This window comes from Myxococcus sp. CA023 (assembly GCF_010998615.1).
In the GTDB taxonomy this organism is placed as follows: Bacteria; Myxococcota; Myxococcia; order Myxococcales; family Myxococcaceae; genus Myxococcus.
This window is the reverse complement of record NZ_JAAEAH010000009.1, coordinates 107,641-133,857: the sequence shown is the minus strand read 5'-3', so window position 1 is coordinate 133,857 and position 26,217 is coordinate 107,641. Positions and strand designations below refer to the sequence as shown.

The following is a 26,217-nucleotide window of genomic DNA, read 5'->3' as shown; positions in this document are numbered from 1 at the left end:
GTCACTCCTCCTTCAACGGCAGGCGGATGAGCAGGGGCTGGGGCTCGGCGGCAAGCACCTCCGGGTCCAGCTCGAGCAGCTCACCCTTGGCGCGCACTTCCAGCCGTCCCAGCGTGGCCACAGGGGGCACGCTGGGAAAACGGAAGCAGCCCTTGGCATCCGTGCGCGTGGTGAGCTTCAGCGTGGGCAGCTCGACGAGCGCGCCCGGAATCGGCACGTCCCCCGGGCCAACGACACAGCCCAGCAGCGCCTCCGCGGGTGTCGGCGTGGCCTGGGGCGTGGCGGGAAAGAGCACCCGGTGGATGACGGGCATCGCGCGCTCCCGCCGCACCGGGACGCGCAGGCGAAAGCAGGGACGCGGCGCGGTCCTCAGCCCGGCCCACACCGTGGTGGGCACCGGCGTGAGCTCCACCTCGAAGTCCGCCTCCTCCATGGCCGCGAAGACGAGTTCACCCAGCAGCCGGTGCGCTCGCTCCGGGGACTCCGCCCCCGCGGTGATGAGGTAGCAGACCGAAATCTGCAGCGACGCGCGCCCCCCGCCCCCGCTCCGGACCGGAGGCGCGGGCCCCAGCTCCAGCAGGTACAGACAGACGCCTCGCTCGAGCGATTCGCGGTCCGGCACGCCCAGGAACACCGGGACATCACCGGCAATGCGGCCCACCCACGCCTTCAAACGTTGATCGACTTCGTCGATCATCCGGACCCCCCGTCCTGGGCCGGTCGACCCGGGCCACTCGCAGCCCGGTGCTTTCCGGACTTGCAACGTGTCACCGGCTTCCAGGTGCAGGTATTGACCGGCGGGGCGGAGCGACGTCCGGCCTTCAACAACCCCCGGCAATCTCAGGGGAAAAGAAGGCGCACAACTTCCGGACGGCTGGGACGGATAATTCCAAGACGCGCCACCCCCACGCGCACCGGGATTCCTCTACCATGGCCACGAAAGTCAGCGACAGCCCGCGTCCTCTCCCCTCACTTCCGCCGCGCGCCGCCGTGGCGAAGGACGCCCGGGCCTCCGAGTCCCCGGCGAAGCCCGCCAGCGCGCCTCCCGGTTGGAACGCGGACCGCTTCGAGTCCTCGGCCCGCGCGCCCCGGCCGCTCGTGTGCACCGTGCCCACGCCGCCGCCCACCGCGCCGGTGGAGCCGGCACCCGCGCCGGAGCCGGAGGTGGACAGCGTCGCGGTGGACTCGGACCCGATGACGCACATCGCGCACCTGTCCTCGGACGAGCTCCAGGGCCGCGACAGCCCGTCAGCCGGTCTGGATGCCGCGTCGCTGTACGTGCAGCAGCACGTGCAGAAGTACGGCCTCGTCGGCCCCAACACGAACAACCCGGACAACGCCTTCGAGCAGCGCTTCGACGTGTACTCGTTCGCGGGCCGGCCCGGGGTGCGCGGCGAGTCGGGCGAGCACGGCCACACGCCGAACACCTACGGACACGCGCTGTTCGAGGGCGGCTTCTACCTCGACGACAACATGCCCAAGGAGACGCTCGCGCTGCTCAACCAGCAGTACGAGAAGTCGATGAGCGCGCGCGGCCTGCCCCTGGCGCCACCGCGCGAGGGGGCGCAGCGAAGCGTGGAGGAGCTGCGCCAGCTGGCCTCCGCGTCCGGACAGGCGGTGAACACCATGGCGCTGCTGCCGGGCTCGGGGCCGAACAAGGACGAGGTCATCGTGGTGATGGCCCACCTGGACCACGACGGCGTGGACCGGCGCGGCAACGTCCTCAACGGTGCGGACGACAACGCCTCCGGCAGCGCGGTGCTGATGGCGGCGGTGCCGGAGCTGGCGGAGGCGGCCAGGCGCGGCGAGCTGGACCGCTCCGTGCTCTTCCTGTGGACGGGCGCCGAGGAGAAGGGCCTGGTGGGCTCGCAGTACTTCGTGGACCACCCGATTCCGGGGCTCGGCATGGAGGAGATTGCCGGCGTCATCAACGTGGACATGGTGGGCCGCTGGGATGACCAGCGCCTGTCGGTGGTGGACACCAACTCGCGCGGACAGCCCAACTACTTCCGGGACGTGCTGGACCAGGCGAACGCGAAGCTCGATGACCCGTTCGACCGAATCAACCGGGACATCAACGTGTTCCGCGACCGGCAGGACGGTGCGTCCTTCGGGCGCAAGGGCGAGGACGTCCTCTTCATGTTCGAGGGCCTGTCCAACCCCAACGGCGGCGGAGACCTCATCCCCGAGTACCACCGGGCCGACGACGACATCGACCTCATCCTCCGCGACAACGGCGGAGAGAAGCCGCGCCGCATCAAGGATTTGATGGTCAACGTCATCGGGCTCGCCGCCAATCGGACGACAGAGCCCTGAAATACCGGCGGCCCTGGCCGCCAATGTCGGATACCAGCGCCGAAGCGGCCTCTTCCCGTCGTCATTTTCCCTGACGCCGCTTCTTTTTCCGCCCGGTCGCGCGAATGATGGCCACCGGGCCGGAACACGCTGGAACACGACATGACGATGGCGACATCCTCGACGAGACGACGAAGGACATTCCTGCTGGGGCGGCACGGCGCGGCGCTCACGTGCGCCCTGGGGCTGGGGGCCGCGACGCCGGCCCTGGCCGACGGGTCGGATACCCCTCACCGCTTTGGCCTCATGCTTGACGCGGGCGCGCCGCACGGAGTGGGCCTGTCCGCGGTGCTGCGGCCGCTGCCGTGGCTGCGCTTGCAAGCGGGCCCCACCACCAACACGCTCAGCTTCGGCTTGCGCGGCGGCTTGAGCATCCTGCCGATGCAGACCTTCCTGGCGCCGTCCTTCAACGTGGAGGCGGGGCACTACTTCGGCTCGAACTACAACGAGGTGGTGGACTGGCTGGGAGCGACGCCGAGCCGGGCCAGCGCGGCCATTCGCGACGTGACGTACAACTACGTCACCGGCAGCGTGGGCCTGGAGGTGGGCGCGGCCAGCCGCTTCAACTTCTTCCTGCACCTGGGCCTCAGCTACGTGGACCTGGGCGTGGACGACGCGAGCGCCCTGCTCCAGGACGCCACGGATGACCCGGACATCTCGGCGAGGAACCTGTCCGTGCGCGCCACCATGCCCTCCGTGAAGCTGGGCTTCATCCTCTACTTCTTCTGAGCCAGGAGCTTTTCAACCATGCGAACGACTTCCTTCCGCATCCTGTTGCTCTCCAGCCTCGCGCTGCTCACCACCGGCTGCAGGTCGCTCTTCTTCATCGAGGCCGAGGCCGAGGAGATCTGCAAGACGGAGCGCGACCTGGCATTCCCCGCGGCGCTGCCACTCACCGTCAACGTGGAGCGGAGCATCACCTTCCCGCTGGGCGACTTCGCCGACCCGCTGCCCGAGGACACGGACATCGAAACCGAGCTTCGGCTGCGCCTCTTCGAGGTGACGGCCGACACGGACCTGAGCGGCGTGGAGCGCGCCAACGTCTCCGTGCGCCAGCCGGGCTCCAACGACACCCACGTCATCGGTGAGTACACGCGCACCAGCACCGCGCCCACGCGCACCATCCAGCTCACCAGCACCGGCCCGGTGGACCTGCTGGACCTGGCCCGGCAGCCCGAGCTCGAGTTCATCTTCGACGCCCGGGGCACGCTGCCTTCCGAGGACTGGACCGCCTCGCTGCGCGCCTGTGCGGGCGTGAAGGCGCACGCCAACTACTTCGACCTGGTGTTCTAGGCCGCCCCGCGGTCAGCGGAGCCCGGAAGCCGCCGCCGCGCGCTTCCGGGCCTCCACGGGTGCGGGCACGGGCTGCTTGGACGCGGGAGGTTGCACGTTGAGGAACTCGCGCCGCGTGCCCATGACCAGGTCGAAGAACGGGTGCGTCACGCACCAGTTCGCGTTCTGGTCCTTGCCCATGTGGTGGTCGTAGTGCCACGGCAGGTGCTCACGCGCCCACTTCGGGTCCAGGTGCGCGCGCCGGTGGACGAAGTAGTAGTTCGCCGCGCAGGCCCACACCGTCCCCACGAAGAAGGGCGCCACCGGCAACAGCGGCGCGTGGGCCAGCGCCAGCACCGCCAGCCCCATCAGCTCCTTGGTCTGCGCCGACCAGCTCCACAGCGAGCGCATGTACTGGTCATCCACCATGTCGTGGCGCCGCGACTTCTGGTGGTGCTCGTGCCAGTGGAAGCTCCAGAAGCTCTTCCGGTTCTTCCCCAGGCCGTGCAGGACGGACCTGTGAAGGACCCATTCACCGAAATTGGAGTAAACCCAGCCCAGGGGGATGCCGATCATGGTCGCCTCCGGCGAAGCGCCCGGCCGGCGCTTCGCTGCCCATAAATGACTATTTGGTCACTCTTTTTCTACCGCGCAATGGACTGGAGCGCACGGCAATGGCGAGCCGGGATGGCACGCGGGCGGATGACGCCCAGGAGACGGGCAAGCCGCCCGCACGGCCCGGAGGCCGCCGCGAGGCCCACCGCCGAGAGCGCGAGCAGGCACTGGAGGACGCCGCGCTGAAGCTGTTCCTGGCGCGGGGCCTGGATGGCGTCACCATCGACGACATCACCCAGGCGGCCGGGGTGGCCAAGGGGACGTTCTACCGGTACTTCGACGACAAGGCGGCGCTGGTGGACGGCCTGCTGGAGCCGGTGCGCCGCGAGCTGCTGGCCGGGCTGGAGACGTGCGGCCACTCCCTGGCGGAGGCGCGCAACGTGGAGGCCATGTTCGACGCATACCGCGCGGTGGCGGCGGTGATTGCCAGTGCCCTCCTCCAGTACCCGGGCGTGGTGCGGCTGTACCTCCAGGAGTGCCGGGGGCCCGCCGTGGGGGCGCGGACGAAGGTGGCGGAGCTGGCGCGGCTGGTGGCGCGTCACGCCGTGGACATCACGCAGAAGGCGCACACCAGCGGGCTGCTGCGCCCCATCCGTCCGGCGGTGAGCGGACTGGCGGTGGTGGGCGCCGTGGAGCGGCTGCTGCTGGCGGTGCTGAGCGAGGAGGACATCGGCAACCCGCTGGAGCTTCCGGACGCGCTCACCACGCTGGTGCTGGACGGGCTGCGCCTGCCCCCGGAGGTCCGCCCTGGGCGCCGGAAGTTGGACGGAGGCCCCAAGCGCCCCTAAGGGTGGAGGGGTGGGACGCAAGCGGGCGGCACGGCGTGAGGGGATGACGGTGCCCGGGTGGGCGTGGTGGTTGCCGTGTGTGCTCGCGCCGGTGGTGCTGCTCAACGTCGCGGTGGCCTGGTTCGGCAACAGCTTCGTGTCACCGCTGTCCTTCTCGTTCCTGGAGGCCAAGGCGGGTGCCCTGCGCGCGTATCTGGCGCACCGGCCGTCGTGCCTGGTGGAGGGACACGCGCCCCTGGAGCCCGTCATCGACGCGGCCGAGCGCCGACACCGCCTTCCCGCGGGGCTGCTGCGCGCGCTGGTGCAGGTGGAGTCGGAGACGCGCGTGCACCGCATCTCCCCAGCAGGAGCCATGGGGCCCGGACAGCTGATGCCCGGCACCGCGGCCATGCTGGGTGTGAAGGACCCGTTCGACCCGGAGCCGGCGATTGATGGCAGCGCGCGCTATCTGGCCCAGCAACTGCGGCGCTTCGGTGACGTGCGGCTCGCGGTGGCCGCGTACAACGCGGGCCCAGGCTCCGTGAATGGCCGCGTGCCACGCAATGGCGAGACGGAGTTCTACGTGCCGAAGGTGCTCGCGGCGTGGGAGCTGACGCGCCCGCCTCCGCCCCGGAAGGCTCCGCCCGCGGTGAAGCCCGTGGCGAAGCCGAAGCCGGCGGCTCCGGCACGCTCGAGCGCACCGGCGTCCGCGGCGAAGGAGCCGAAGAAGCCCGCCGCGCCCGCGGGGAATGGCCGGAGCTGAGGCGGGCGCAGCGCCTTACAGCGCGCGAGCCGCCGCCGGGTCCAGCCACACCTCGACGTCCGGGTGGAGCTGGAGGAAGGAGGCGGGACACCGGGGGGACACGGGGCCCTCCACCATGCCGCGCACCGCCTCCGCCTTGGCCTCGCCGAAAGCCAGCAACAGCGCCTGCCGTGCCTGGAGGATGCTGGCCATGCCCAACGTGAGCGCCTCCATCGGCACGCGCGACGGGTCATCCCCGAAGAGCATGAGGTTGGCCTCGCGCGTCTGACGGCTCAGCCGCGTTCGGTGACACCGCGCGCGCAGTCCGTCCGCCGGCTCGTTGAAGGCCAGGTGCCCGTTCGAACCGAGCCCCAGCAGCACCAGGTCCAGTCCGCCCGCTTCGGCCAGCCGGGCCTCGTAGCGCGCACACTCCGCCTCCGCGTCCTCCACCGCGCCATCCAGGAACTGGATGTGCGCAGGCGACAGGTTGACGTGCTGGAAGAGGTGCCGCTCCATGTAGGCGCGGAAGCTGCCCGCGTCGCCCGCCGACACACCCAGAAACTCATCCAGGTTGAAGGTGCGGACCTGGGCCCAATCCAAACCGCCGCGTGTGAACAATTCCACCAGCTCCCGGTACACGTTGAGCGGCGTGCGCCCCGTGGGGAGCCCCAGCACCAGGGAGGGGTGTGTCGCCACCGCTCGGGCGATTCGCTGGGCGCACGTGGCGGCGGCCTCCCGCTCGGAATCGAAGACGCGGATGCGCATGGGACCGAAACATAGGCATGCACCGGGTGCGCTTCCAGGTCGCGTGAATCATGACAGAGTCGGGGACATGGACCCCTTTGTCAGTCTCGACGCGACGGCACAGGCGGAGCTCGTCCGGCGCCGAGAGGCCACGCCGCTCGAGCTCGTGGATGCGGCGATTGCCCGCATCGAACGCCACAACCCGACACTCAACGCGGTCGTCCAGACGCATTTCGACCAGGCGCGCGAGCGTGCCCGGGGAACACTCCCCGCGGGCCCCTTCACCGGCGTCCCCTTCCTGCTCCAGGACCTGCTCACGGCCCAGGAGGGCCACCCGCTCACTCACGGCTCGCGCTTCGGGAAGGACTACATTCCAGACCAGGACAGCGAGCTGGTGAAGCGCCACCGGCGCAGCGGCCTGGTGGTGCTGGGCAAGTCGAACACGCCGGAGATGGGGCTGCTCCCCACCACGGAGAGCGAGCTGCACGGGCCCTGCCGCAACCCCTGGGACACCTCGCGCTCTCCGGGCGGGGCCAGCGGCGGCGCGGCGGCGGCGGTGGCCAGCGGCATGGTGCCCTTTGCCCACGCGACGGACAGCGGCGGCTCCATCCGCATCCCCGCCGCCGCATGTGGCCTCTTCGGCCTCAAGCCCACCCGGGGCCGCAACCCCATGGGCGGCGACATCGCGGACGCCGTCCACTGGCTCGTCACCGAACACGCCCTCACCCGCTCCGTGCGAGACAGCGCGGCGCTGCTCGACGTCACCTGCGGCGCGGACGCGGGGACGCCATACCAGGCCCCAGCCAAGGCCCGGCCCTATACCCAGGAGGTCAACACGCCCCCGGGCCGCCTGCGCATCCGCGTGGCCATACGAAACCCCATGGGCGCCGCGATCCACCCCGAGTGCCTGGCCGCCATCCACTCCGCAGCCCGGCTGCTGGAGGACCTGGGCCACATCGTGGACGAGGGCAGCCTGGAGGTGCCCGGTGATGACGCGGTGGGCCAGCACTTCATCACCGTGTGGACCGCGGGCGTCGTCTTCAGCATCGACGCGATGGCCGAGCGCCTGGGACGCAGTCCGGAGGCTTCGCACTTCGAGCCCTTCACCTGGGCCCTCTACCAATATGGCCTGGACCAGGGCCTGTCCGCCTATCTGCGCGCCAGCGCGGAGCTGCAGCGCCACAGCCACGCCGCGCTCCGTCACTTCGACGACGTGGACGCATGGCTGATGCCCACCCTCAACGAGCTCGCGCCGCCGCTGGGCACGTTCTCCTCGCCACCGGGTGAGCCCTTGGCCCCGCTGCTCCGTGCGGCCGCATTCGCCTCCCACTGCCCGATGGCCAACACCGCGGGGCTGCCCGCCATGAGCATGCCGCTCCACTGGAGCCCGGACGGCCTGCCCGTGGGCGTTCAGTTCATGGGGCGCTTTGGAGACGAAGCCACCCTGTTCCGGCTCGCCGCCCAGTTGGAGGCTGCCCGCCCCTGGGCCCAGCGTCGTCCGGCGGTGTTCGGGTAGAGGGTTGGAAGGTCCCCGGGTGAGCGCTCGGGCGAACTTGGACATCGCGTCCGGCGCCGGGCGCGATAGAACGTTTCTCCATGAAAGTCGCCGTGCTCACCGGCGGGGGCGACTGCCCCGGCCTGAACGCCGTCATCCGCGCCGTCGTCCGCCGCGCCAACGCCCACGGCTTCGAGATGATGGGCCTCCGAGATGGTTGGAAGGGGTTGTTGGAGGACAACCACTTCCGCCTCACGCGTGAAACCACGTCCGGAATCCTCCACCGGGGCGGCACCATCCTCGGCACCTCGCGCGTCAACCCGTTCAAGGTCGAAAACGGACTGGAGCGCGTCAAGCGCGCCATCGAACGCAACGGCATCCACGCCGTCATCGCCATTGGTGGTGAAGGCACGCTGTCGGCCGCCACGCGCATGTCGCAGGAAGGGCTGCGCATCGTCGGTGTGCCCAAGACCATCGACAACGACATCAACGCCACGGACTTCACCTTCGGCTTCGACACGGCCGTCGCCATCGCCACCGAGGCCATTGACCGGCTGCACTCCACCGCGGAGTCGCACAAACGCGTCATCGTCTGCGAGGTGATGGGCCGTCACGTGGGCTGGATTGCCACCTACGCGGGCATCGCTGGCGGCGCGGACGTCATCCTGGTGCCGGAGATTCCCGCCGACCTGGCGAAGGTGGCCGAGCACATCCAGCGCCGCCACGCGGGCGGGCGCACCTTCTCCATCGTCGTGGTGGCGGAGGGTACGCGCATCAAGCTGTCCGCGGACCAGCAGGAGCAGCTCGTCACCAGCGGGGCGCTGGACGAGGCAGGCAGGCCGCGGCTCGGTGGCGTGGGCACCATCCTGGCGCACGAAATCGAGCGGCGCACCGGCTTCGAGACGCGCGTCTCCGTGCTGGGCCACATCCAGCGCGGCGGCGCCCCCACCGCGCATGACCGCGTGCTCGCCACCCGCTACGGCGTCCACGCCTGCGACATGGTGGCCCGCGGCGAATTCGGGAAGATGGCCGCGCTGCGAGGCAACGACATCATCAGCGTGGACCTGGCGGACGCCACCCGCGAGCTCAAGCGCGTCCCGCAGGAGTTCTTCGAAGTCGCCCAGGTCTTCTTCGGCTGACGCGACGCAGCATCGCGGAGCGTGGATGAAGCACGGGTCCGCGCTCCGTTAGCATCGGCACCTCCTCACGCCGTCACAAGGAAGGGTGCCGATGCTGCCAGGCCGCATGATGGATTTCCCGCTCACGCTGAGCCACTTGATGGAGCGTGCACGGACGTTCTACCCGCGCTCGGAAATCGTCAGCCGCAACCCGGACAAGTCGCTGCACCGCTACACGTACGCGGACTTCTACGCGCGCACGTGCCGGCTGGCCAACGCGCTGACGCGGCTGGGCGTGAAGGCGGGGGACCGGGTGGCCACGCTGAGCTGGAATCACTACCGGCACCTGGAGGTGTATTACGGCGTGCCGTGCATGGGCGCGGTGGTTCACACGCTCAACCTGCGCCTGCACCCCAATGACCTGGGCTACATCGCGCGGCACGCGGAAGACTCCGTGGTGGTGGTGGACCGCTCGCTGCTGCCGCTGTTCGAGAAGTTCAAGGACGCGGTGCCCAGCATCCGCCACGTCATCGTGGTGCCGGACGCGGGCCCCGCGCCAGAGGGGACGCTCGACTACGAAGCACTGCTGGCGGCCGAGTCCCCGGACTTCGACTTTCCCCAGCTCGATGAGAACTCCGCGTCGATGCTCTGCTACACGTCGGGCACCACAGGCAATCCGAAGGGCGTGCTCTACAGCCACCGCTCCACCGTGCTGCACGCCCTGGCGTGTTGCATGACGGACGTGACGGGCATGCGCGAGGCGGACGCGGTGATGCCGGTGGTGCCCATGTTCCACGCCGCCGCGTGGGGTCTGGCCTTCGACGCCGTCCTCACGGGCGCGAAGCTGGTGCTCCCCGGGCCGCACCTGGACCCGCCCTCCCTGCTGGACTTGATGGCGGCGGAGAAGGTCACCCTGGCGGGCGGCGTGCCCACCATCTGGATTGGAATCCTGGCGCTGCTGGACCAGTCGCCGAACAAGTGGGACCTGAGCAGCATGCGGTCGATGCTGATTGGTGGCTCGGCGGCGCCTCCGTCGCTGATTGAGGGCTTCCAGCAGCGGCATGGACTGGAAGTGGTCCACGCATGGGGCATGACGGAGATGAGCCCCGTGGGGACCATGGCGAAGGTCAAGGGACCGCTGCGGCAGGCGGCGCATGAGGCGAAGTCCTCGGCGAGGGCGTCCCAGGGGTTCGCGCTGCCGTTCGTGGAGACACGCGTCGCCAGCGACGACGGCACGCTGCTGCCCTGGGATGGGGAGACGATGGGCGAACTGGAGGTCCGTGGGCCCTGGGTCGCGTCTTCCTACTTCAGCGACGAGGGCGAGGACCGCTTCACGAAGGACGGCTGGTTCAAGACGGGCGATGTGGTGACCATCGACTCGCACGGTTATGTGCGCATCTGCGACCGCAGCAAGGACGTCATCAAGTCGGGCGGTGAGTGGATCTCCTCCGTGGCGCTGGAGAACGCGCTGATGGCGCACCCAGCCGTGCTTGAGGCGGCCGTCTTCGCTGGGAAACATCCGAAGTGGGATGAGCGCCCGCTGGCCGCGGTGGCACTGAAGGAGGGGCAGCAGGTCACGAAGGAGGAACTGACCGCGCACCTGGCGAGCCAGTTCGCGAAGATGTGGCTGCCGGATGACTATGTCTTCGTCCCGCAGGTGCCGCGCACGTCCACCGGCAAGTTCCTCAAGACGAAGCTGCGTGAGGACTACGGCGACCACCTGCTGAAGAATCCGAAGGCGGACGCGGCGACGTAGACCGCGACGAAGCAGTCACCTCCACGCGTCCGCCTCTGACGCGCGGAGGTGACTTCTGGCCCTGCGCTAGTTGCCACCAATGCAGATGCCGTCGCAGGTGACCTCCACCTGTCCGTTTGGCCGCAGGAACCGGTCCACCTGCGCCCGTCCGTCGTCGTCCCGGCGCACGCCTTCGTGAACGGCATTGTCGGCGGCCGGCAGGTCCGCAACGGTTCCGGGCAGCGGCGGCGGTAGCCCGAAGTCGAACTGCACCAGCGCCGAACCCGCCACCGTTCCCTCTGCCGCGGGCAGCATGGGCACGCGCCAAGTGGCGGGCAGTTGCTGCGTCAAGCCCATGGCGCGGGCATGCAGCTCGGTGGCCACGTTGGGAACCTGCGCATCCCCCAGGCCGTACTGCACCAGCACCCGGCGCGACGCGGGCGCTCCGGGATACAGGTCGCCGAGCACGTGCGGCGCATAGGTGAGCGGGTCGATGCGGTCGAAGGACGTCTGCGTCAGCGCCGCGAACTTCTGCTGGTCGAGCGCGTCCGGCACCGTCTGGGCAATCGCATCCAGGAACATGCCGAAGGGCCGGGCGCGGAACATCATCAGCGAGAAGTCCGCCCCGCCCACGCTGAACACGGCGCGCGAGACGTGCGGCGACAGCGCGACGTACGTTCCGCCCAGGATGTGACCCTGGCTGATGCCGTAGAAGTACGTCTGCTCCGGGTCAAAGACGCGCACGCCGTCGTCCTGCAGCTCGGCCAGCGCCCCCAGGGTCGTCCGAGCCGCGTACGTCACGGCGAGCTGATTCACCATGCCCTGGTGGACGCGGTCGGTGAAGCGCATCGTCTGGCCAGGGTTGCCCGCCATCGCCTGGAGCACGCCCGGCGCGTCCGTCTGCGACATGCCCCACCAGTCCACCGTCAGCACCACCATCCGCGTGGCCTGGATGAAGGGCCGGACGAAGGAGCCATCCGCCTCCGCCTGCCGGCCGAAGAAGCCGTGGCCGTACTGGAGGAAGCGCACCGGCGCCACCGACTGCCCCCAGACGCTGCGAGGAATCTGGAGCGTGAAGGGCACCTCCGCGTCGCCATTGCGGCGCACACGGCCGTCCTCGTCACGGGCGAGCAGCGCACCGGGCTGGTCGCTCTCCATGAAGAGCGGGACCCGCAGGGTGCCGGTGATGCGCCGGGCGACGTTGGCGTCCACGTCATCTCGCACTTCCGTCACCGTGACGGCGGGGGGCGTGGCCTCCAGCGCCTCCATCGCCAGGCGGCGGACCTGGAGCATGTCCTGCGTGACGCCCTCTTGCGACTCGGTGGTGAAATCCCACGCGAGCTGGAGTTCCGAGCGGGGAACGCCCGCGGCCTCCAGCGCCGGGAAGATGTCCGCTTCGTACCTGGCGGCCAGGGGCGCCAGCAGCGGGTCTCCCGCCGTCTGGCCATCCCGGATGCGTCGGAAGCCCTCGGGCACCGGCACGGGCGTGCCGTCCTTCGCCGTCAGCCCGCGCAGGGCGATGATGTAGCGGGCCGTGTTGCGCAGCCGCACCACGGGCCGCAGCAGCAAGGCGCGGCGCGCGTCGTCCGGAGCCCTGGGGTCCAGCTCCGCGAAGTGGAGCACGCCCTCGCCGCGCTCCGCGTCGAGGAACACCGTGTTCCCGTTCGTCGCGGCGGTGGGGCTCGTCACCGACGGCAGGCGCGCGTCATCCACACCGTCCGGAAAGAGCGCGAGCACCTGCGTGCCATGGGAGTAACCGTCCGCCGGATGGAGGTCCGTGAAGTCGAACGCGGCCCCGTCCGGAGCCTTCAGCTTCGCCGCCTCGGAGAGCCGAACCCGGTGGCCGGACGGCAGCGCCACATCCTCTTCAAGGAAGTAGTCGGAGGGGTATGGCAGGAGGCAGTCATGCTCGGAGGCCAGCGGGTTGCAGCCCGCGGGCACCAGCAGCGGAGGCAGCTCCTCACCCGCATCGGGCGTGCCGCTGTCTCCCCCATCCGGAATCCCACTGTCGCCCGCGTCGGGCAATCCCGCGTCCGGTGGCGCGCCTTCATCCGAGTCGCCACAGGCGGGAGCCACCGCCAGCAACCATGCCGTCAACAGTCCAGCGCCATACCGCTTCATCCGCATCATCATGTCGTCGCTCCTGGAGGGCTTCGCGGAAGGGGTTCAGCTGCCCCGGCGCGATGAAAGCGGACGCATTTCCCCCAAGAAAGGTCGCGCGCGTCATGGCGCGGAAGGACGGCGCGGCTCCCGACAGACGGTGGACACTCCGCGAGGGAGGGCGGCAGTCCCGCGCCAACTTCTCGCAACGCGGTTTAAGGTGCGGGCACCATGCCGTCCGTCAAGCAACTGCGCCCGTTCGCCCTGGCCACCCTGGAGGCCTTCCTCGAAGCATCCGGCCGCGTCGTGCTGGTCCAACAACCTCCCGAGCCCGTCTTCCAACAGGTGGCCATGCGGCTCGGCGAGGCACGCACCGTGGGCATGGCCCACCGGACACGGCTCGTGGACCGGCTGTTCGTCATGCTGCGCGGGTTCGATGCCCTGGAGGTCCACTTCCTCAGGCCGGAGGCGGAGGGAGAGGAGTTCTCCGTGGGGCGCATCGAAGGCTGCTCCCTGGTGGTACCCGACCCGTCCGTGTCCAAGCAGCACGCGACGCTGCGGTGGCACGCCCAGGCCGGTGATTGCTCGGTGCGTGACCTGGGTTCCATGAATGGCACCTGGGTCAACGCCTCCCCGCTGGGGCCGGACCAGGACCGGATGCTCAACGACGGCGACGCCCTGGCCTTTGGCGATGCCCAGTTCCTCTACCTGCGCACGGAGACGCTCCACGCCCACCTGCGGATGGCCAGTCCCAGCCGGGGCTGAGGGGCCCGGGGACGGAATATTCCTTCCAGCTCCAGCCACTTCCTGCGGCGCATGTCGCCCGCCCCGGCTATGACTGTTCCCCTTCACGCCAAGGGAGCACCGTCAATGGGCAGGCTGCTGTTCCTCCTCGTCTTCAACGTCGGCGCCTGGGCCGTGCTCCGGTCGCTGTGGCCCGGCCTGCTCCGAAAGTGGCGCCTGGGCGTCTTCGCGCTGGGGACCTTCCTGTCCCTGGTGGCGTGGCTCTACTCCGCGGTGGCCGGACGGCACGCGCAGCTTCCCGTGGGGGATGCGGCCCTGCGCGTCTTCTCCGTGGGCTGGTCCATCGCCATCATCATGATTGTCCTCACTGGCGCGCCCTTCCTCCTGCTGCGCAGGTGGCTGGACCGGCCCGCCCGTAAGGAGCCGCCCCTCACCGCGCCCGAGGCCAACCCCGCCCCGCCGGTGAACATGGCGCGCCGCAACCTGCTGACGAACGCCGGCCGCGCGGTGCCACTGCTGGCGGCCGGGACGAGTTCGGTGGGGCTCGCCAACGGCTACACGCAGTTCTCCGTCCGCGAGGTCGACATCCACCTCTCCGGCCTGCCTCCGGCAATGGACGGGTTCCGCATCGGCCAGATTACGGACGTCCACGTCGGCACGTTCATCGACACCCAGTACCTGCAAGACGCCGTGCGGGCGATGAACGACGCCAAGGTGGACCTCCAGGTGATGACGGGGGACCTCATCGACGACCTGGACCAACTCGACGGCACCATGGCGGCGCTGTCGGAGTGCAAGGCCCGCCACGGCATGCTCGCCATCCTGGGCAACCACGAGCACTGGCGCGGCCTGGAGGCCATCCTCCAGGCCTACGCAGACGTGGAGGCGCGCGGCGGCCCCGTGCGCCTGCTGGTGGACACGTCCCATGCCTTCGAGCACGCCGGCCAGCGCGTGCGCGTGGTCGGCGTGGACTACCCCATGTCCGGCCGTAGTCACCGCGTGAAGGCGGCGCGCATGCAGCAGTCCGCGGAAGCCGGCTTCCGCGACGTGGCGCCCGAAGAGGTGGTGCTCTGCCTGACGCACCATCCGGACTTCTTCCCGCTCGCGGCCGAGCGCGGCGCCCGGCTGACGCTGGCCGGCCACACGCACGGCGGACAGGTGGCCTTCCTGGGTGTCTCGGCCTTCTGGTTCGCCTTCAAGTACATGCTGGGCCGCTACCGCCAGGGCGACCACCAGCTCTATGTGTCCGGCGGAACGGGGCACTGGCTGCCCTTCCGCATCGGCGTGCCGACAGAGGTGACGGTCCTCACTCTTCGCGCGACGGGGGCGTCGGCTGCTGGCCGTACGTCTTGAACTTCTCCAGGACGCGCGCCATCTCCGCGCCGTCCAGCAGCACCGGTTCACCCACTTGGAGCGCCCGCCAGTACATGGCGGCCAGCGTCTCCACTTCGACGGCCAGCTTGAAGGCCGCCGGTAAATCCCTGCCCACCGCCACCATGCCGTGGTTCGCCATCAGGCAGGCCTTGCGCCCTTCCAGCGCGGCCAGCACGTGGGCCGCGAGCTCCGCCGTGCCGAACGTGGCGTAGGGCGCGCAGCGCACGTCCGTGCCACCCGCGGCGGACACCATGTAGTGGAAGGCGGGAATGTCCCGGTGCAGGCACGCCAGCGTGGTGCAGAACATGGAGTGCGCATGCAGCACCGCGCCCACCTCCGGCCTGGCAGCCAGGATGTCCCGGTGGAGCTGCCACTCCGAGGACGGACTCCGGCGACCCTCGTGGCTGCCGTCGAAGCGCATGAGGACCAGGTCCTCCGGCACCAGCGAGTCGTAGTCCATGCCGGTGGGCGTCAGCAGGAAGCCGGCCTCCACCCGCACGCTCAGGTTGCCGGAAGTTCCCTGGTTGAGCGCGGACGCATTCATCCGCCGCGCGGTGGCAATCATCGACTCGCGCAGGGCGAGGTGCTCGCACGCACCGCTCATTCCGCCCTCCCGCGCCGCTCCGGGAAGAGCGACAGCAGCCCGTCGTGCGAAGCCGGGCACACGCCGCGCTCGGTGATGAGCGCCGTCACCAGCCTCGCGGGCGTCACGTCGAAGGCGTAGTTCGCCGCGGGGCTCCCCTCCGGCGTAATCCGCACCGAGGCCACCTCGCCCGACGCCAACCGTCCGGTGACGTCGCTCAGCTCCGTGCCGTCGCGCTGCTCAATCGGAATCTCACGCACCCCATCCCGCAGCGTCCAGTCGATGGTGGGCGAGGGCAGCGCCACGTAGAAGGGCACGCCGTTGTCGTTCGCCGCCAGTGCCTTGAGGTAGGTGCCAATCTTGTTCGCCACGTCGCCCTGGGCCGTGGTGCGGTCCGTGCCGACGATGCACAGGTCCACCTGCCCGTGCTGCATCAGGTGGCCCCCCACGTTGTCCGCGATGACAGTGTGCGGGACGCCGTGCTGCCCCAGCTCCCAGGCCGTGAGCTGCGCGCCCTGGTTGCGAGGGCGCGTCTCGTCCACCCAGACGTGCACGGGGATGCCCGCGTCGTACGCCTGGTAGATGGGCGAAAGCGCGGTGCCGAAGTCCACCGTGGCCAACCAGCCGGCGTTGCAGTGCGTGAGCACCTCCAGGCGGCCCTGGCGCCCCTTGCGCGCCCAGGCGTCCTCCAGGAGCTTCAGGCCGTGCGCACCGATGGCGCGGTTGATGGCCACGTCCTCGTCGCTGATGGCCTCCGCGCGGCGAAGCGCGGCAGCCACCCGTTCAGCGGGAGGCAGCGGCGCCAGGAGCTGACGCATGTCATCCAGGGCCCAGTGCAGATTCACGGCGGTGGGGCGCGTGCCCCGCAGCACCGCGAGCGCGTGCTCCAACGCGCCGTCCGAGGCATCCGCGCGCAAAGCCAGCCAGACGCCATAGGCCGCGGTGGCACCGATGAGGGGCGCGCCGCGCACCTGCATGCTCCGAATGGCATGAGCGGCTTCATCCAGCGTCGCCAGCCGCACGGTGACGAGCGCATGCGGCAGCCCCGTCTGGTCAATGGCCTCCGCGGCCTGCGCGTCTAGCGCCAGCCAGATGGAGCGCATCGGCTTGCCATGGACCTTCATCGGCGCAGCACCCGGCCCGCCACCGCGGACAGCTTCTCCACCATGGCGGCGTCCCAGGCCGTGGGCGCGGTGATGACTGCGTGGTCCAGCGCCTTGTGGCAGCCCTGTGCACAGGAGCCGGTATGCGCCCCGAGCAGCGGCACCACGTTCTTCACCAGCCCCTTCGCCTTGCCCGCGTTGCCCAGCAGCACGGAGACAACCTGGTCCACCGTGACGGCGTCATGGTCCGGATGCCAGCAGTCGAAGTCGGTGACCATGGCCACCGTCGCGTAACAGAGCTCCGCCTCCCTCGCGAGCTTGGCCTCCGGCATGTTCGTCATGCCGATGACGTCACAACCCCAGCTCCGGTACACGTGGCTCTCCGCGATGGAGGAGAACTGCGGCCCCTCCATGGCCAGGTACGTGCCGCCCCGGCGCGCGACGACGCCCAGGCCCTCGCACGCGGAAATCACCGCGTCCCCCAGCCGCGAGCACACCGGCTTCGCCATGGAGACGTGCGCCACCAGCCCCGTGCCGAAGAAGCTCTTGTCCCGGGCGAAGGTCCGGTCGATGAACTGGTCCACGACGACGAAGGTGCCCGGTGGGTACTCCTCGCGCAGGCCCCCCACGGCGGACAACGACAGCAGGTCCGTCACCCCGCTGCGTTTGAGCGCGTCGATGTTCGCGCGGAAGTTGATGTCCGTCGGCGCCAGCCGGTGGCCTCGCCCGTGACGCGGCAGGAAGACGACGTGGTGCCCTCCGAGCGTGCCGAAGCACAGCTCGTCCGAAGGCTCACCGAAGGGGGACGTCACCTTCTTCCATTCGACGTCCGTCAGGCCATCCATCTGGTACAGGCCACTGCCACCAATGATGCCGATGACGGGCGAGGTAGGGCTGGACATGCGGCGGGCTCCCGGTGGACGCCGGCACAAGGACTGCACCGGCGGCAGGGAGCGTAGGAGTCGCGACGGCCTCGAGCAAGCCAGAGCGCGGTCCTGTCCAAGCGCTCATGGGGCCGTGCGCCCGGTCCCCGTCAGCGTCAAATCCACCCGGCTCCGCCGCTCAGGGTTCTCCCAGCGCGAATGACGCCATCCGATGTCTGTAGACCTTTCCGGGGTCTTCGAGGACATCGTTGTGCCCCGCCCCGGCCACTGTCTCCACGACGGCCTGGGGGAAGAGCGTGCCCAGCCGGCGCCCCATGTCCACGGGGATGAGGGTGTCCTCCTCGCCGTGGATGATGAGCACGGGGAGCTTCACGGCGGCGGCCTTGGACGCGGTGTCATACCGGTCCCGGGCCAACAGGCGGACGGGCAGGAAGGGAAAGGCCGTGGCCCCGATGTCCGGGATGGACGTGTACGGACTCACGAGCATGACCCGCGAACCGTGCCCGCGCCGCGCCATCTCCACCGCCACGCCCGTCCCCAGACTGCGGCCACTGAGCACCGTCTGCTCGGCGCTCACACCCTTCGCGCGCAGCCAGGCGAGCGCCGCTTCCGCTGCGGCGTAGATGCCTTCCTCCGTGGGACGCCCCGGTGATGCGCCATAGCCCGGGTACTCGACGGTGAGGAAGCCCAGCCCCCGCGCTTGCATCAAGTTGCCCAGGCCAATCTGCGTCAGCACCTCCTCCCCGTTGCCGTGGAAGTGCACCACCGTGGGCGCGCCCGGAGGCGCCGGCAGGTGGAACAGGTCCACGTACAAGCCTCCCTCCAACGGGAGGCGGCTGAAGCCGTCACCTTCCGCCAGCGGCGGCGTGCCCTTGGGAGCCGGGTAGAGCAAGGAGCGCTGCAGCGAGAACACCGCCACACACAACACGAGGTAGAGCGATCCGAAGGTGGCCAGGATGAGGATGAGCATGCGGCGCAGCCGAAGCATCGGCCCAGTGTGCCGCAGTTCGCAACGCAGTGCGACGGCGAGTGGCGTCACCTCCGTGGTGGGCAGAGCCTGTCATTCCCACCCCGTCCAGCCAGGCCCCCTGGCATCCGAACCTGCGGCAATGCAACGATAGCGATTGGAAGCCCTCTCACAGACACGCCGCAGGACGACTCGGACACCCCAGGCCGCTGCCTGGATTGGAGAAGGCGTGACGTCTCATTGGGTGCTGGGCCATGCCTTGGAAGAACGGCTGCCATCGCTCCGGATGCGCGGCACTCTGGGCGCGGTGGATGAGGCACGCGCGCGGCGCAGGCTGGAGCGTTGGCGCAAACAAGAACCGCTCACGCGGGACTCACTCTGGGCTGAGCGCCTGCGTGCCTCGGGGCTGACAGAAGCGGAACTGCACACCCTCCTGGGAGAACCGACGGAGGCGCTGCATGCACGCATGGGAGCGCCTCCGCCGTGGCAACGTGTCATCGAGCAGGCCTACACGTCAGAGGTATCGCCGCCCTTCTCCTGGCCGGAGCCCACGCCACCGGGAGCGGCCCTGCTCGGACTGGTCGAGCCACTTGTCCACAAAGCACACGCACGGCTCGTCTCCGCCCTGGACACATGCCTGCGTGACATGCCCGAAGCGCCGTTCGAGCCAGAGCACACGGCTCGCATGTTGCTCGCGCCGCTCCCGCGGATGTTGATGCCCTTGCTGGGACGGACACTCGCTGTGGAGCTGCGCATCGCTCAGCTCGAAGGGCGGCTCCAGGGAGACACGTCCGAAGCGCGCTTCCAGGACTTCGCCCAACACCTCCGGCGACGCGACGTGGCGCTCGACACCCTTGCCCGCTACCCGGTGCTCGCGCGGCAAGCCGTGGAGTACGTCACCGCGTGGGAAGCCACGGGCGTGGAACTGATGCAGCGGCTGGCCCGGGACGCCGCCGCGCTGTGGCACCGCTTCCACGGCGGCGTTTCTCCCGGCCCGCTGGTGGAGGCCCAAGGCGGTCTGTCAGACCCGCACCGAGGTGGACGCACCGTCTTCCTGCTCCGCTTCGCCTCGGGACTGAGGCTCGTGTACAAGCCGCGCCCGCTCACGACGGAAGCCGCCTTCCAGCAACTCCTCTCCTGGCTGAACGCGCGCGGCCTCACGCCTCCGCTGCGCACGGTGGAGGTCCTCTCCTCGGACGGCTACGGGTGGATGGAGTACGTGGAGGCCGCGCCCTGCCAATCGGCCGAGGAAGTGCGGCGCTTCCATCTGCGGCAAGGCGCCCTCGTCGCACTGCTCTACGCGCTGGACGTCACCGACATCCATTACGAGAACCTCATCGCGGTGGGCGAGCACCCCGTCCTGGTGGACCTGGAGACGCTCTTCCATCCACACACGCTCGCCGCCTCCATCCGAGACGTGGAGAAGCAACCCGGTGCGGTGCTGAACGGAACGGTGCTCAAGAGCGGGCTGCTACCCCAACCCGCCTGGCGCGCGAAAGACGGCACGGAGGTGGATTTCAGCGCCCTGGGCGCTGGCGAGGGACAGCTCACACCACTGGGCTACCTGGTGGCGACGGCGCACGGCACGGACCAGCTCCGCTTCGAGCGAATGCGGATGGAGATTCCAGGCGCGGCGAACCGTCCTCGCATGGAAGGACAGGACGACTCCGTGGCGGTGCAAGCGGACGCGCTCGCGCAGGGGTTCTCCACCCTGTACCGACTGCTCGCTGAGCACCGGGATGCGCTGCTCGCCCCTGAAGGGCCGCTTGCGGCTTTCGAGCACGCGCCCGTGCGAGTGCTCTTTCGCGGCACGGCCAGCTACGACGCCCTGCTGCACGAGAGCATGCATCCCCATGCGATGGGGGATGCGCTGGACCGGCAGCGCTTCTTCGACCACCTCTGGCTCGCCGTGAAGGAGCGCCCGTACCTGGCGGCCCTCATCCCTTTCGAGCAGGAGGAATTGCAGCGCGGCGACATCCCCCGCTTCACCGCCCTGCCCGGCTCGAAGGACCTGTGGTCAGGCGCGGGCCGCCACCTGCCCGACTTCTTCGACGACTCCGGCCTTGAGCGGGCGCGACGGCGCTTGGCGGGGCTGTCGCCGGATGACCACGAGCGGCAGCTCGGCTTGCTGCGAAGCGCGCTCGACCGGGTCCGGTTGGCGGCAAGCCCTGGCGACCGCCCCCGCTATCCGTTCCACGATCCACCCGAGCCCGCGCATCCAGACGTGCTGCTGGCGGCTGCACGACGCGTGGGAGAGCGATTGGTGGCCCTGTCGTTCTCCGGCGCGGGACATTCCCACTGGCTGTCACTCGAGATGTCCGACACGGAGGAGTGGCGGCTCGTCCAGGTAGGGGTGGACTTCTACCAGGGGCTCTCAGGCATCGCGCTGGTGCTGGCGCAGCTCGGTGCCCTGACGGGCGAAGCACGCTTCACGCAGGCGGCCCGAGGCGCATTGCGCCACCTGACCTGGCGCCTGGAGGCCGCGCCGACGCAGGTCCGTGGCGTGGGCCTCCTCAATGGCTGGGGCGGCATTCTCTACGCCCTGACCCACCTGGGGGCACTGTGGGGGGAACGCGCGCTGTTCGAGACCGCCGAGTCCTTCGTGGACGCCATGGCTTCCCGCGTGGAGCAGGACGAACACCTGGACCTGGGCAGCGGCTGCGCGGGCGCCCTGCTCGGCCTGCTGACGCTCGTGGGGCAGCATCCGTCCGAGCGAGCGTCACGACTCGCGCGCGTCTGTGGGGAGAAGCTGCTCCAGACGGCCACGCCCCAATCCCATGGCATGGGCTGGCTTTCACCCGCGACCGGCGGACAGGCGCTTTGCGGTCTGGCACATGGAGGAGCGGGCATCGCGCTGGCGCTGCTGCGGCTGGCCTCCGCCACGGGAGAGTCCCGCTTCCACACCACGGCGCTGGAGGCGCTGGCGTATGAGCGTGGCCGGTTCTCGCCCGAGGCCGGCGACTGGCCCGACCTCCGCGCCGACGCCGGGGTGCACGGCGGTGATGGACCCGCCTTCATGTGTGGCTGGTGCAATGGCGCACCCGGCATCGGGTTGGCGCGCATCTCCGGACTGCCGCTACTCGATGACCACCGAGTGCGTGAGGAAATCGCCGCGGCGGTCCGCGCCACGCTCGCGGGAGGCCTCGGCTACAACCATGGCCTGTGTCATGGCGACCTGGGCAACGTGCTCTTCCTGCTGGAGGCCGCGCGCGCACTGCACGATGACACGCTGCTGCGGCGCACCTATCAGCTCGCGGGCGGCATCCTCCAGGGCATCGAGTCGCACGGCTATCTGCATGGCCTGCCCGACAGCATCGAGACGCCAGGGCTGATGGTGGGGCTCGCGGGCATCGCCCACGGCCTGCTGCGGCTCGCGGCGCCGGAGCGGGTGACGGACGTGCTCTCCGTGGCCCCTCCCGTCTCGTGAAGCGGCTTCGTTCCCGACGAACTCCGGCACCGCGAGGGTTGGCGGTCCGTTGGCAGTCCCCAACAACCCAAGAGGAGCAGCACCATGAGCCACAACGACAAGAACCACATCCTCCGCGCCTGGCGTGACGCCGACTACTACGACAGCCTCTCCGACGCGGAGCGCGCCGCGCTTCCGGCCAGCCCCGCGTCCGTCATGGAGCTGGAGGATGCGACGCTGGCGTTCATCACCGGCGGCGATGCCGAGGCCACCTGCCCCGCCACCCCCACGCCCAACGAGCTCACCTGTCTCTATACGAACTGCGGGCGCATTGCCTGCTGCCGCTGAGCGGCAGGACGTGAGCTGACGCGGAAGGGCCGTGGCGGCTCGACGTGAGTACGGACGTGGTCTGCTCAGGGGAGCGGCGGAGGAAGGCCGCTCCCCTGTCTGTCCCAAACGGAGTTCCCCTGACGCACCGACCAGCGCCTATCCGAACAGGCCCAGTGACGGAGGCGGCGTGAAGCCAGGGAATACCCTCGCCAACTCCACGCCGGGCCGACAGGCACGCAGGACTTCCGCCAACGGCGCGCGTACGTCCGTCCATGCAGGCACATCCCGCCCGTCCTGCAAGTGGTCCGGCTCCAGCGAATCGAAGCGCCCGTACACCGTGCCGCCCTTCACGCCGCCGCCCAGCACCAGCATCGCGCTGCCCACACCGTGGTCCGTTCCGCGACTGCCGTTCTCCCGCACGGTACGGCCGAACTCCGTCAACACCACCACCGTCACCTGCTCCAGCCGAGGTCCCAGGTCCGCGGCGAAGGCAGACAGCGCGCTCCCCAACTCCTGGCAGCGGTTGGCGAACGCGCCCGTCGCGGCACCCTGGGCGGCATGCGTGTCCCAGCCGCCTGACTCCGTCGCCGCCACCTCCAGCCCCACTTCGCCGTGGATGAGCCGCGCGATGTCCCGCAGCCGCTGCCCGAGCGGCCCCTTCGGATACGCCACCGCCGCGCGCGAAGGCAGCTTCGCCAGCCGGTCCCCGTCCAGCAGGGACATCGCCTCGAATGCGCCCTGCCCTGTCGTCCGCAGCGCCTCGTCCACGGCGCCCGCGTAGAGCGCACTGAAGCCCCGGGTGGCTTCCTCCCCCCGGCGTCCGTCTCGCAACCGGAACTCCTCCAGCCGCCCCATGGCCACCGCCCCCGCGTCTCCGAACAACGCTCGGGGCAGCGTGGGTTGCAGCGCCACGGCGCGCAGCGCGGCGCCCTCCTCTTCCTCCAGCGCGCGGTTGAGCCAGCCATCCGGCGTCGACTTGCGCCCTGGCGTTCCAGACTCCACGAAGTCCTGCGCGTCGAAGTGGGAGCGGACCGGCTGCGGCAGCCCCACGCCATGCAGCACCGCCAGCCGGCCGTCGTGCCACAACGGCATCAGCGCATCGAGCCTCGGATGCAAACCGAACGGCCCTGACAGCTTCAGCGCGGCATCCGGCCCGCTTGCCCGCAGTGCCAGCGAAGGGCGCGCCCGGTGGTACGCCGCATCCTCGATGGGCGGCACCAGCGAGAGCCCGTCAACGCCTCCACGGAGGAAGACTGTCACCAGCGTGCGGCGAGCGGCTGACGCTGGACTGGCGGCAAGCGCCCGTCCCAGGAACCTCGGAGCACCCACAAGCCCCGCGCCCGTCACTCCCAGGGCGCGCAGCAGATGGCGGCGAGTCAGCGGTGCGGTCATGGCGTCTGGAGCTCCGAACGAGAGGTTAACTCGCTCAACACCGCCAGCGCCCTTCCCTCGCGGCGCGTCCGCGCGCCTTGACAGTCCAAGAACGCCGACAGTACATACCGCCCCATGTTGGTGCCTGGGCCTTGGCCCGGGCTTAAAAGGGAACCCGGTGTGAATCCGGGGCTGCCCCGCAGCGGTAAGTGAGAACGAACCTCGTCACACGCACTGGTTCCCCCTGGGAGCTGGGAAGCGACGAGCAGTAGGAGCCCGGCTCCAGCCGGAGTGCTCACGAGCCCGAAGACCTGCCTGCATCCGCTCGTGGGAGAAATCCACGGACGGTTTCGACCTGGAGCCGCGTGGGACGGCCGGAAGGTCCGAGCAGCGCTGGAGCCTCCAGCCAGTCTTCGCGTGCGCCTCGGCTTTTCCGACCCAACCCCGCTCGTGTGTCCAGTCGCCCGTTGGGGCGAAGGTCGGTCCGTGGGCTCCTCCAGGGCCTGGTGTGCGCTGGCACGCGCGCATCGTGACAACCCTTCTTCCACGCGGGAGCCCTGTCGGGCGACCTCGGTCGTCCGCGCTGCGTGGAGGACGGACGATGCGGGACGAAGGCAGGCAGGGCGTGCACTACCCGCAAGGGAATGTGCTGCTGCGCAACCTCGCGCGCGACTTCCCCGTGGTGACACACGGCCAGGGCGTCCATCCTTCTCTCTGAACCCCAGGACCCTGCATGACACCCGAGCCCACCCCCAAGCAGCGCATCGAAGCGGGACGCATCACCGAGGTCAGCCTCATCGAGATGGTCTTCCCGGAGCAGACGAACCACTACGGCACCCTCTTCGGCGGTCAGGCCCTGGCCCTCATGGACAAGGCCGCCTTCATCGGGGCCTCGCGCTACGCACGGCGCACCGTCGTCACCGCCAGCAGCGAGCGGGTCGACTTCCACGTCCCCGTGCGTCAGGGCCAGCTCGTGGAGCTGGAGACCCGCATCGTCGCCACCGGCCGCACGTCCATGACGGTGGAGGTGGACCTCTACGCGGAGGACCTCCTCACCGGGGACCGGCAGCTCGGGACACGGGGCCGCTTCGTGCTCGTCGCGCTCGACGCCCACGGCAAGCCCACGAGCGTGCCGCCGTTGCAGCCTCCGGCGCAGACGGAGCTGGAGCACACCGTGCCCGGCCCGTGACGCGGGGCCCTCCTCAGCGCAGCCCGTCCAGGAGCATGGCGAGCTTCTCCGGCTGCGACGCGAAGGGGGAATGCGACGCGTCCAGGGATTCAACGGTGAAGGCGTTGCCGGGCGTGAAGGCGTTGGCCTCGCGAATCATCAGGTCCTGGAGCGGGCGGGCCTGGGCGCAGCGGATGTAGCTGCGAGGAACGCGGCCACAGCGCGCCATAGCCGCTGGCGCTCCCCAGGCGTTGCGTCACCCGGCTCACCGACTCCGCGTCGAAGTCCCGGTACCCATTCGCGCGCCGACGCGACGCGAGGAGGCCCGCCTTCTCGTAGTGACGGATGGAGCGCGCACTGCAACCCGTGCGCAGGGCAAGTTCACCGATGTTCATCCCGCTCTCCTGAAAACGGACGCTAGCGCCTGACATCAGTGTCAAGGTCAAGGTCCGTGTCCAGGAACCTCTCCAATGGGTCGCTCACATTGGGGAGTTCACGCGCTCGCCAGGTATGCGAGCGCGCTCGAGGGGTGCTTCGTATCAGAGCGCGGGGCCGCCCGACTGAGCCTCCGACCGGCTCCGGCACTCGTCGAGCATCTTCTTCTTCTCCACCGCCGACGCGCGCTTCCACTCCTCCGTCCCGGAGAGGTTGCAATTGACGGCGGTGGGGGTGGGAGCTTCCTCCGGCGGCAGCCACGACACCCGCACCGCGTCCGCATCGAGCTGGTTCCAGGCCCCCGTGCCCGCGTCAACGATGACGGGGACGAGCCCGAAGAGGATGTCCAGGACCACCCAGCCCGCGCCGACCTTGTTCCGGACATCGAAGACCTTGTCCTCGAGCCCCTCCTTCTTGAAGACGATGGTGTACGAGCGCCGCGGATCGAGTTCCAGCGTCAGGGGCGTGGTGCCGCGCTTCACGCCGTCGATGTAAACCTCCGCCTGGTCCGGTGCGGAGCTGATGGGCAATTGCGTGGTCTTCGAAGCGAGCACCGTGGCGCAGCCCCACTGGAGTGAAACCACGCCAATCAAGGCCGCCGTGAGCATCCGATTCATCCCCTGAATCCTCCCTGAGCAATCGCTCATCATCTGCGTGCCGCCCACGCGCACCATGAATTCGGCGGCATCCGTTCCGTCAATAAAGCGGAGGGACTCCCGACAAAAGCGCGAGCAACCTTTTTCACGCGTGGGCAAGGCACGGACTGGAATTCGCACCAGACATTCAAAGCGTCTTTTCCGTTCCATTTTGACGTGCAGGGAAACGGGGTTAATAAGCACCCAGGGGCGGTTCCCAGCCCCAAGCGTGGCGACGTGTCAGTGCGCCCGCTTGGAATTGGCGAACTGGACG

The 26,217-nt window shown here is 69.7% G+C and carries 24 protein-coding genes, 1 pseudogene and 1 riboswitch; of the genes and pseudogenes, 13 read left to right on the top strand and 12 right to left on the bottom strand.

All coding sequences use genetic code 11. The features are described 5' to 3' along the window. Window position 1: 1 nt before the first annotated feature. On the bottom strand, window positions 2–697 hold the full coding sequence (locus F8M74_RS06050; RefSeq protein ID WP_228559484.1) for a carboxypeptidase-like regulatory domain-containing protein: 696 nt from the start codon (window positions 695–697) through the stop codon (window positions 2–4). A gap of 233 nt (window positions 698–930) precedes the next feature. On the opposite strand from F8M74_RS06050, the gene F8M74_RS06045 reads away from it, so the two are divergent. The 3 genes from F8M74_RS06045 (at window position 931) to F8M74_RS06035 (ending at window position 3,648) form a co-directional block, all read left to right on the top strand. Then, a complete protein-coding gene (locus F8M74_RS06045; RefSeq protein WP_141252678.1) occupies window positions 931–2,316 on the top strand; it encodes a M28 family metallopeptidase in 1,386 nt (461 codons plus the stop codon). Between the two features lie 141 nt (window positions 2,317–2,457). Beyond that, window positions 2,458–3,084 carry a hypothetical protein gene (locus tag F8M74_RS06040; RefSeq protein ID WP_141252679.1) on the top strand — a complete coding sequence of 209 codons (627 nt, stop codon included), beginning with the start codon at window positions 2,458–2,460 and terminating at the stop codon, window positions 3,082–3,084. An 18-nt stretch (window positions 3,085–3,102) separates the two neighbouring features. Beyond that, a complete protein-coding gene (locus F8M74_RS06035; protein ID WP_141252680.1) occupies window positions 3,103–3,648 on the top strand; it encodes a hypothetical protein in 546 nt (181 codons plus the stop codon). Window positions 3,649–3,660: 12 nt separating this feature from the next. Here the strand turns inward: F8M74_RS06035 and F8M74_RS06030 are convergent, their stop codons facing one another. Continuing rightward, window positions 3,661–4,203, bottom strand: a complete 543-nt coding sequence (locus F8M74_RS06030; protein ID WP_141252681.1) for a sterol desaturase family protein — start codon at window positions 4,201–4,203, stop codon at window positions 3,661–3,663. Window positions 4,204–4,301: 98 nt separating this feature from the next. Here F8M74_RS06030 and F8M74_RS06025 point away from each other — a divergent pair, with 98 nt between their 5' ends. Both F8M74_RS06025 and F8M74_RS06020 read left to right on the top strand, forming a co-directional pair. Then, entirely contained in the window at window positions 4,302–5,030 is a 729-nt protein-coding gene (locus F8M74_RS06025) for a TetR/AcrR family transcriptional regulator (protein WP_141252682.1), read from the top strand. A 10-nt stretch (window positions 5,031–5,040) separates the two neighbouring features. After that, on the top strand, window positions 5,041–5,772 hold the full coding sequence (locus F8M74_RS06020; protein ID WP_141252683.1) for a lytic transglycosylase domain-containing protein: 732 nt from the start codon (window positions 5,041–5,043) through the stop codon (window positions 5,770–5,772). 15 nt (window positions 5,773–5,787) lie between these two features. Here F8M74_RS06020 and F8M74_RS06015 read toward each other — a convergent pair whose 3' ends face one another. Further along, entirely contained in the window at window positions 5,788–6,516 is a 729-nt protein-coding gene (locus F8M74_RS06015; RefSeq protein ID WP_141252684.1) for a glucosamine-6-phosphate deaminase, read from the bottom strand. Between the two features lie 67 nt (window positions 6,517–6,583). On the opposite strand from F8M74_RS06015, the gene F8M74_RS06010 reads away from it, so the two are divergent. The 3 genes from F8M74_RS06010 (at window position 6,584) to F8M74_RS06000 (ending at window position 10,864) form a co-directional block, all read left to right on the top strand. Beyond that, window positions 6,584–8,011, top strand: a complete 1,428-nt coding sequence (locus tag F8M74_RS06010; RefSeq protein WP_141252685.1) for an amidase — start codon at window positions 6,584–6,586, stop codon at window positions 8,009–8,011. A gap of 80 nt (window positions 8,012–8,091) precedes the next feature. Then, entirely contained in the window at window positions 8,092–9,129 is a 1,038-nt protein-coding gene (locus tag F8M74_RS06005) for a 6-phosphofructokinase (protein ID WP_011556305.1), read from the top strand. Window positions 9,130–9,220: 91 nt separating this feature from the next. Then, entirely contained in the window at window positions 9,221–10,864 is a 1,644-nt protein-coding gene (locus F8M74_RS06000; protein WP_141252686.1) for a long-chain fatty acid--CoA ligase, read from the top strand. Window positions 10,865–10,930: 66 nt separating this feature from the next. Here F8M74_RS06000 and F8M74_RS05995 read toward each other — a convergent pair whose 3' ends face one another. Beyond that, a complete protein-coding gene (locus tag F8M74_RS05995) occupies window positions 10,931–12,976 on the bottom strand; it encodes a hypothetical protein (protein ID WP_141252687.1) in 2,046 nt (681 codons plus the stop codon). A 198-nt stretch (window positions 12,977–13,174) separates the two neighbouring features. On the opposite strand from F8M74_RS05995, the gene F8M74_RS05990 reads away from it, so the two are divergent. Both F8M74_RS05990 and F8M74_RS05985 read left to right on the top strand, forming a co-directional pair. Further along, window positions 13,175–13,708: an FHA domain-containing protein gene (locus tag F8M74_RS05990; RefSeq protein ID WP_141252688.1), complete on the top strand. Its 534-nt coding sequence runs from the start codon at window positions 13,175–13,177 to the stop codon at window positions 13,706–13,708. 105 nt (window positions 13,709–13,813) lie between these two features. After that, window positions 13,814–15,040 carry a metallophosphoesterase gene (locus F8M74_RS05985; protein ID WP_171410168.1) on the top strand — a complete coding sequence of 409 codons (1,227 nt, stop codon included), beginning with the start codon at window positions 13,814–13,816 and terminating at the stop codon, window positions 15,038–15,040. Here F8M74_RS05985 and F8M74_RS05980 read toward each other — a convergent pair. The 4 genes from F8M74_RS05980 to F8M74_RS05965 all read right to left on the bottom strand — a co-directional run bounded on the left by F8M74_RS05980 (window position 14,994) and on the right by F8M74_RS05965 (window position 18,619). Further along, on the bottom strand, window positions 14,994–15,665 hold the full coding sequence (locus F8M74_RS05980) for a class II aldolase/adducin family protein (RefSeq protein WP_141252690.1): 672 nt from the start codon (window positions 15,663–15,665) through the stop codon (window positions 14,994–14,996). The two genes, F8M74_RS05985 and F8M74_RS05980, sit on opposite strands and share 47 nt — an antisense overlap. Continuing rightward, entirely contained in the window at window positions 15,662–16,768 is a 1,107-nt protein-coding gene (mtnA, locus tag F8M74_RS05975; protein ID WP_141252691.1) for an S-methyl-5-thioribose-1-phosphate isomerase, read from the bottom strand. The genes F8M74_RS05980 and mtnA overlap by 4 nt, the downstream gene beginning before the upstream one ends. After that, entirely contained in the window at window positions 16,765–17,649 is an 885-nt protein-coding gene (locus F8M74_RS05970) for an S-methyl-5'-thioadenosine phosphorylase (protein ID WP_141252692.1), read from the bottom strand. Before F8M74_RS05970 ends, mtnA begins: the two co-directional genes overlap by 4 nt. Before the next feature lie 160 nt (window positions 17,650–17,809). Then, a complete protein-coding gene (locus tag F8M74_RS05965; protein WP_141252693.1) occupies window positions 17,810–18,619 on the bottom strand; it encodes an alpha/beta hydrolase in 810 nt (269 codons plus the stop codon). Window positions 18,620–18,827: 208 nt separating this feature from the next. Between F8M74_RS05965 and F8M74_RS05960 the strand changes: the two genes are divergently transcribed. Together F8M74_RS05960 and F8M74_RS05955 are read left to right on the top strand one after the other, a co-directional pair. Continuing rightward, complete coding sequence (locus F8M74_RS05960) at window positions 18,828–22,025, top strand: type 2 lanthipeptide synthetase LanM family protein (protein WP_228559482.1); 3,198 nt, start codon at window positions 18,828–18,830, stop codon at window positions 22,023–22,025. A gap of 84 nt (window positions 22,026–22,109) precedes the next feature. Further along, complete coding sequence (locus tag F8M74_RS05955; RefSeq protein WP_141252695.1) at window positions 22,110–22,352, top strand: mersacidin/lichenicidin family type 2 lantibiotic; 243 nt, start codon at window positions 22,110–22,112, stop codon at window positions 22,350–22,352. Window positions 22,353–22,490: 138 nt separating this feature from the next. On the opposite strand, the gene F8M74_RS05950 is transcribed toward F8M74_RS05955, so the two are convergent. Beyond that, complete coding sequence (locus tag F8M74_RS05950; RefSeq protein WP_141252696.1) at window positions 22,491–23,726, bottom strand: DUF1501 domain-containing protein; 1,236 nt, start codon at window positions 23,724–23,726, stop codon at window positions 22,491–22,493. 101 nt (window positions 23,727–23,827) lie between these two features. Beyond that, window positions 23,828–24,039, top strand: a riboswitch (cobalamin riboswitch). A 399-nt stretch (window positions 24,040–24,438) separates the two neighbouring features. On the opposite strand from F8M74_RS05950, the gene F8M74_RS05945 reads away from it, so the two are divergent. After that, a complete protein-coding gene (locus F8M74_RS05945; RefSeq protein WP_141252697.1) occupies window positions 24,439–24,894 on the top strand; it encodes an acyl-CoA thioesterase in 456 nt (151 codons plus the stop codon). 13 nt (window positions 24,895–24,907) lie between these two features. On the opposite strand, the gene F8M74_RS37720 is transcribed toward F8M74_RS05945, so the two are convergent. From F8M74_RS37720 to F8M74_RS05930, 3 genes and pseudogenes are all read right to left on the bottom strand, one after another. Further along, window positions 24,908–25,102 (bottom strand): hypothetical protein, encoded by a 195-nt coding sequence (locus F8M74_RS37720; RefSeq protein ID WP_228559493.1) that lies wholly within the window; start codon window positions 25,100–25,102, stop codon window positions 24,908–24,910. Window positions 25,103–25,142: 40 nt separating this feature from the next. Then, a pseudogene (locus F8M74_RS38430) lies at window positions 25,143–25,268 on the bottom strand (MerR family DNA-binding transcriptional regulator); the annotation flags it as partial. Window positions 25,269–25,412: 144 nt separating this feature from the next. Continuing rightward, window positions 25,413–25,925, bottom strand: a complete 513-nt coding sequence (locus tag F8M74_RS05930) for a PEGA domain-containing protein (RefSeq protein WP_162294982.1) — start codon at window positions 25,923–25,925, stop codon at window positions 25,413–25,415. Window positions 25,926–26,217: the final 292 nt, after the last annotated feature.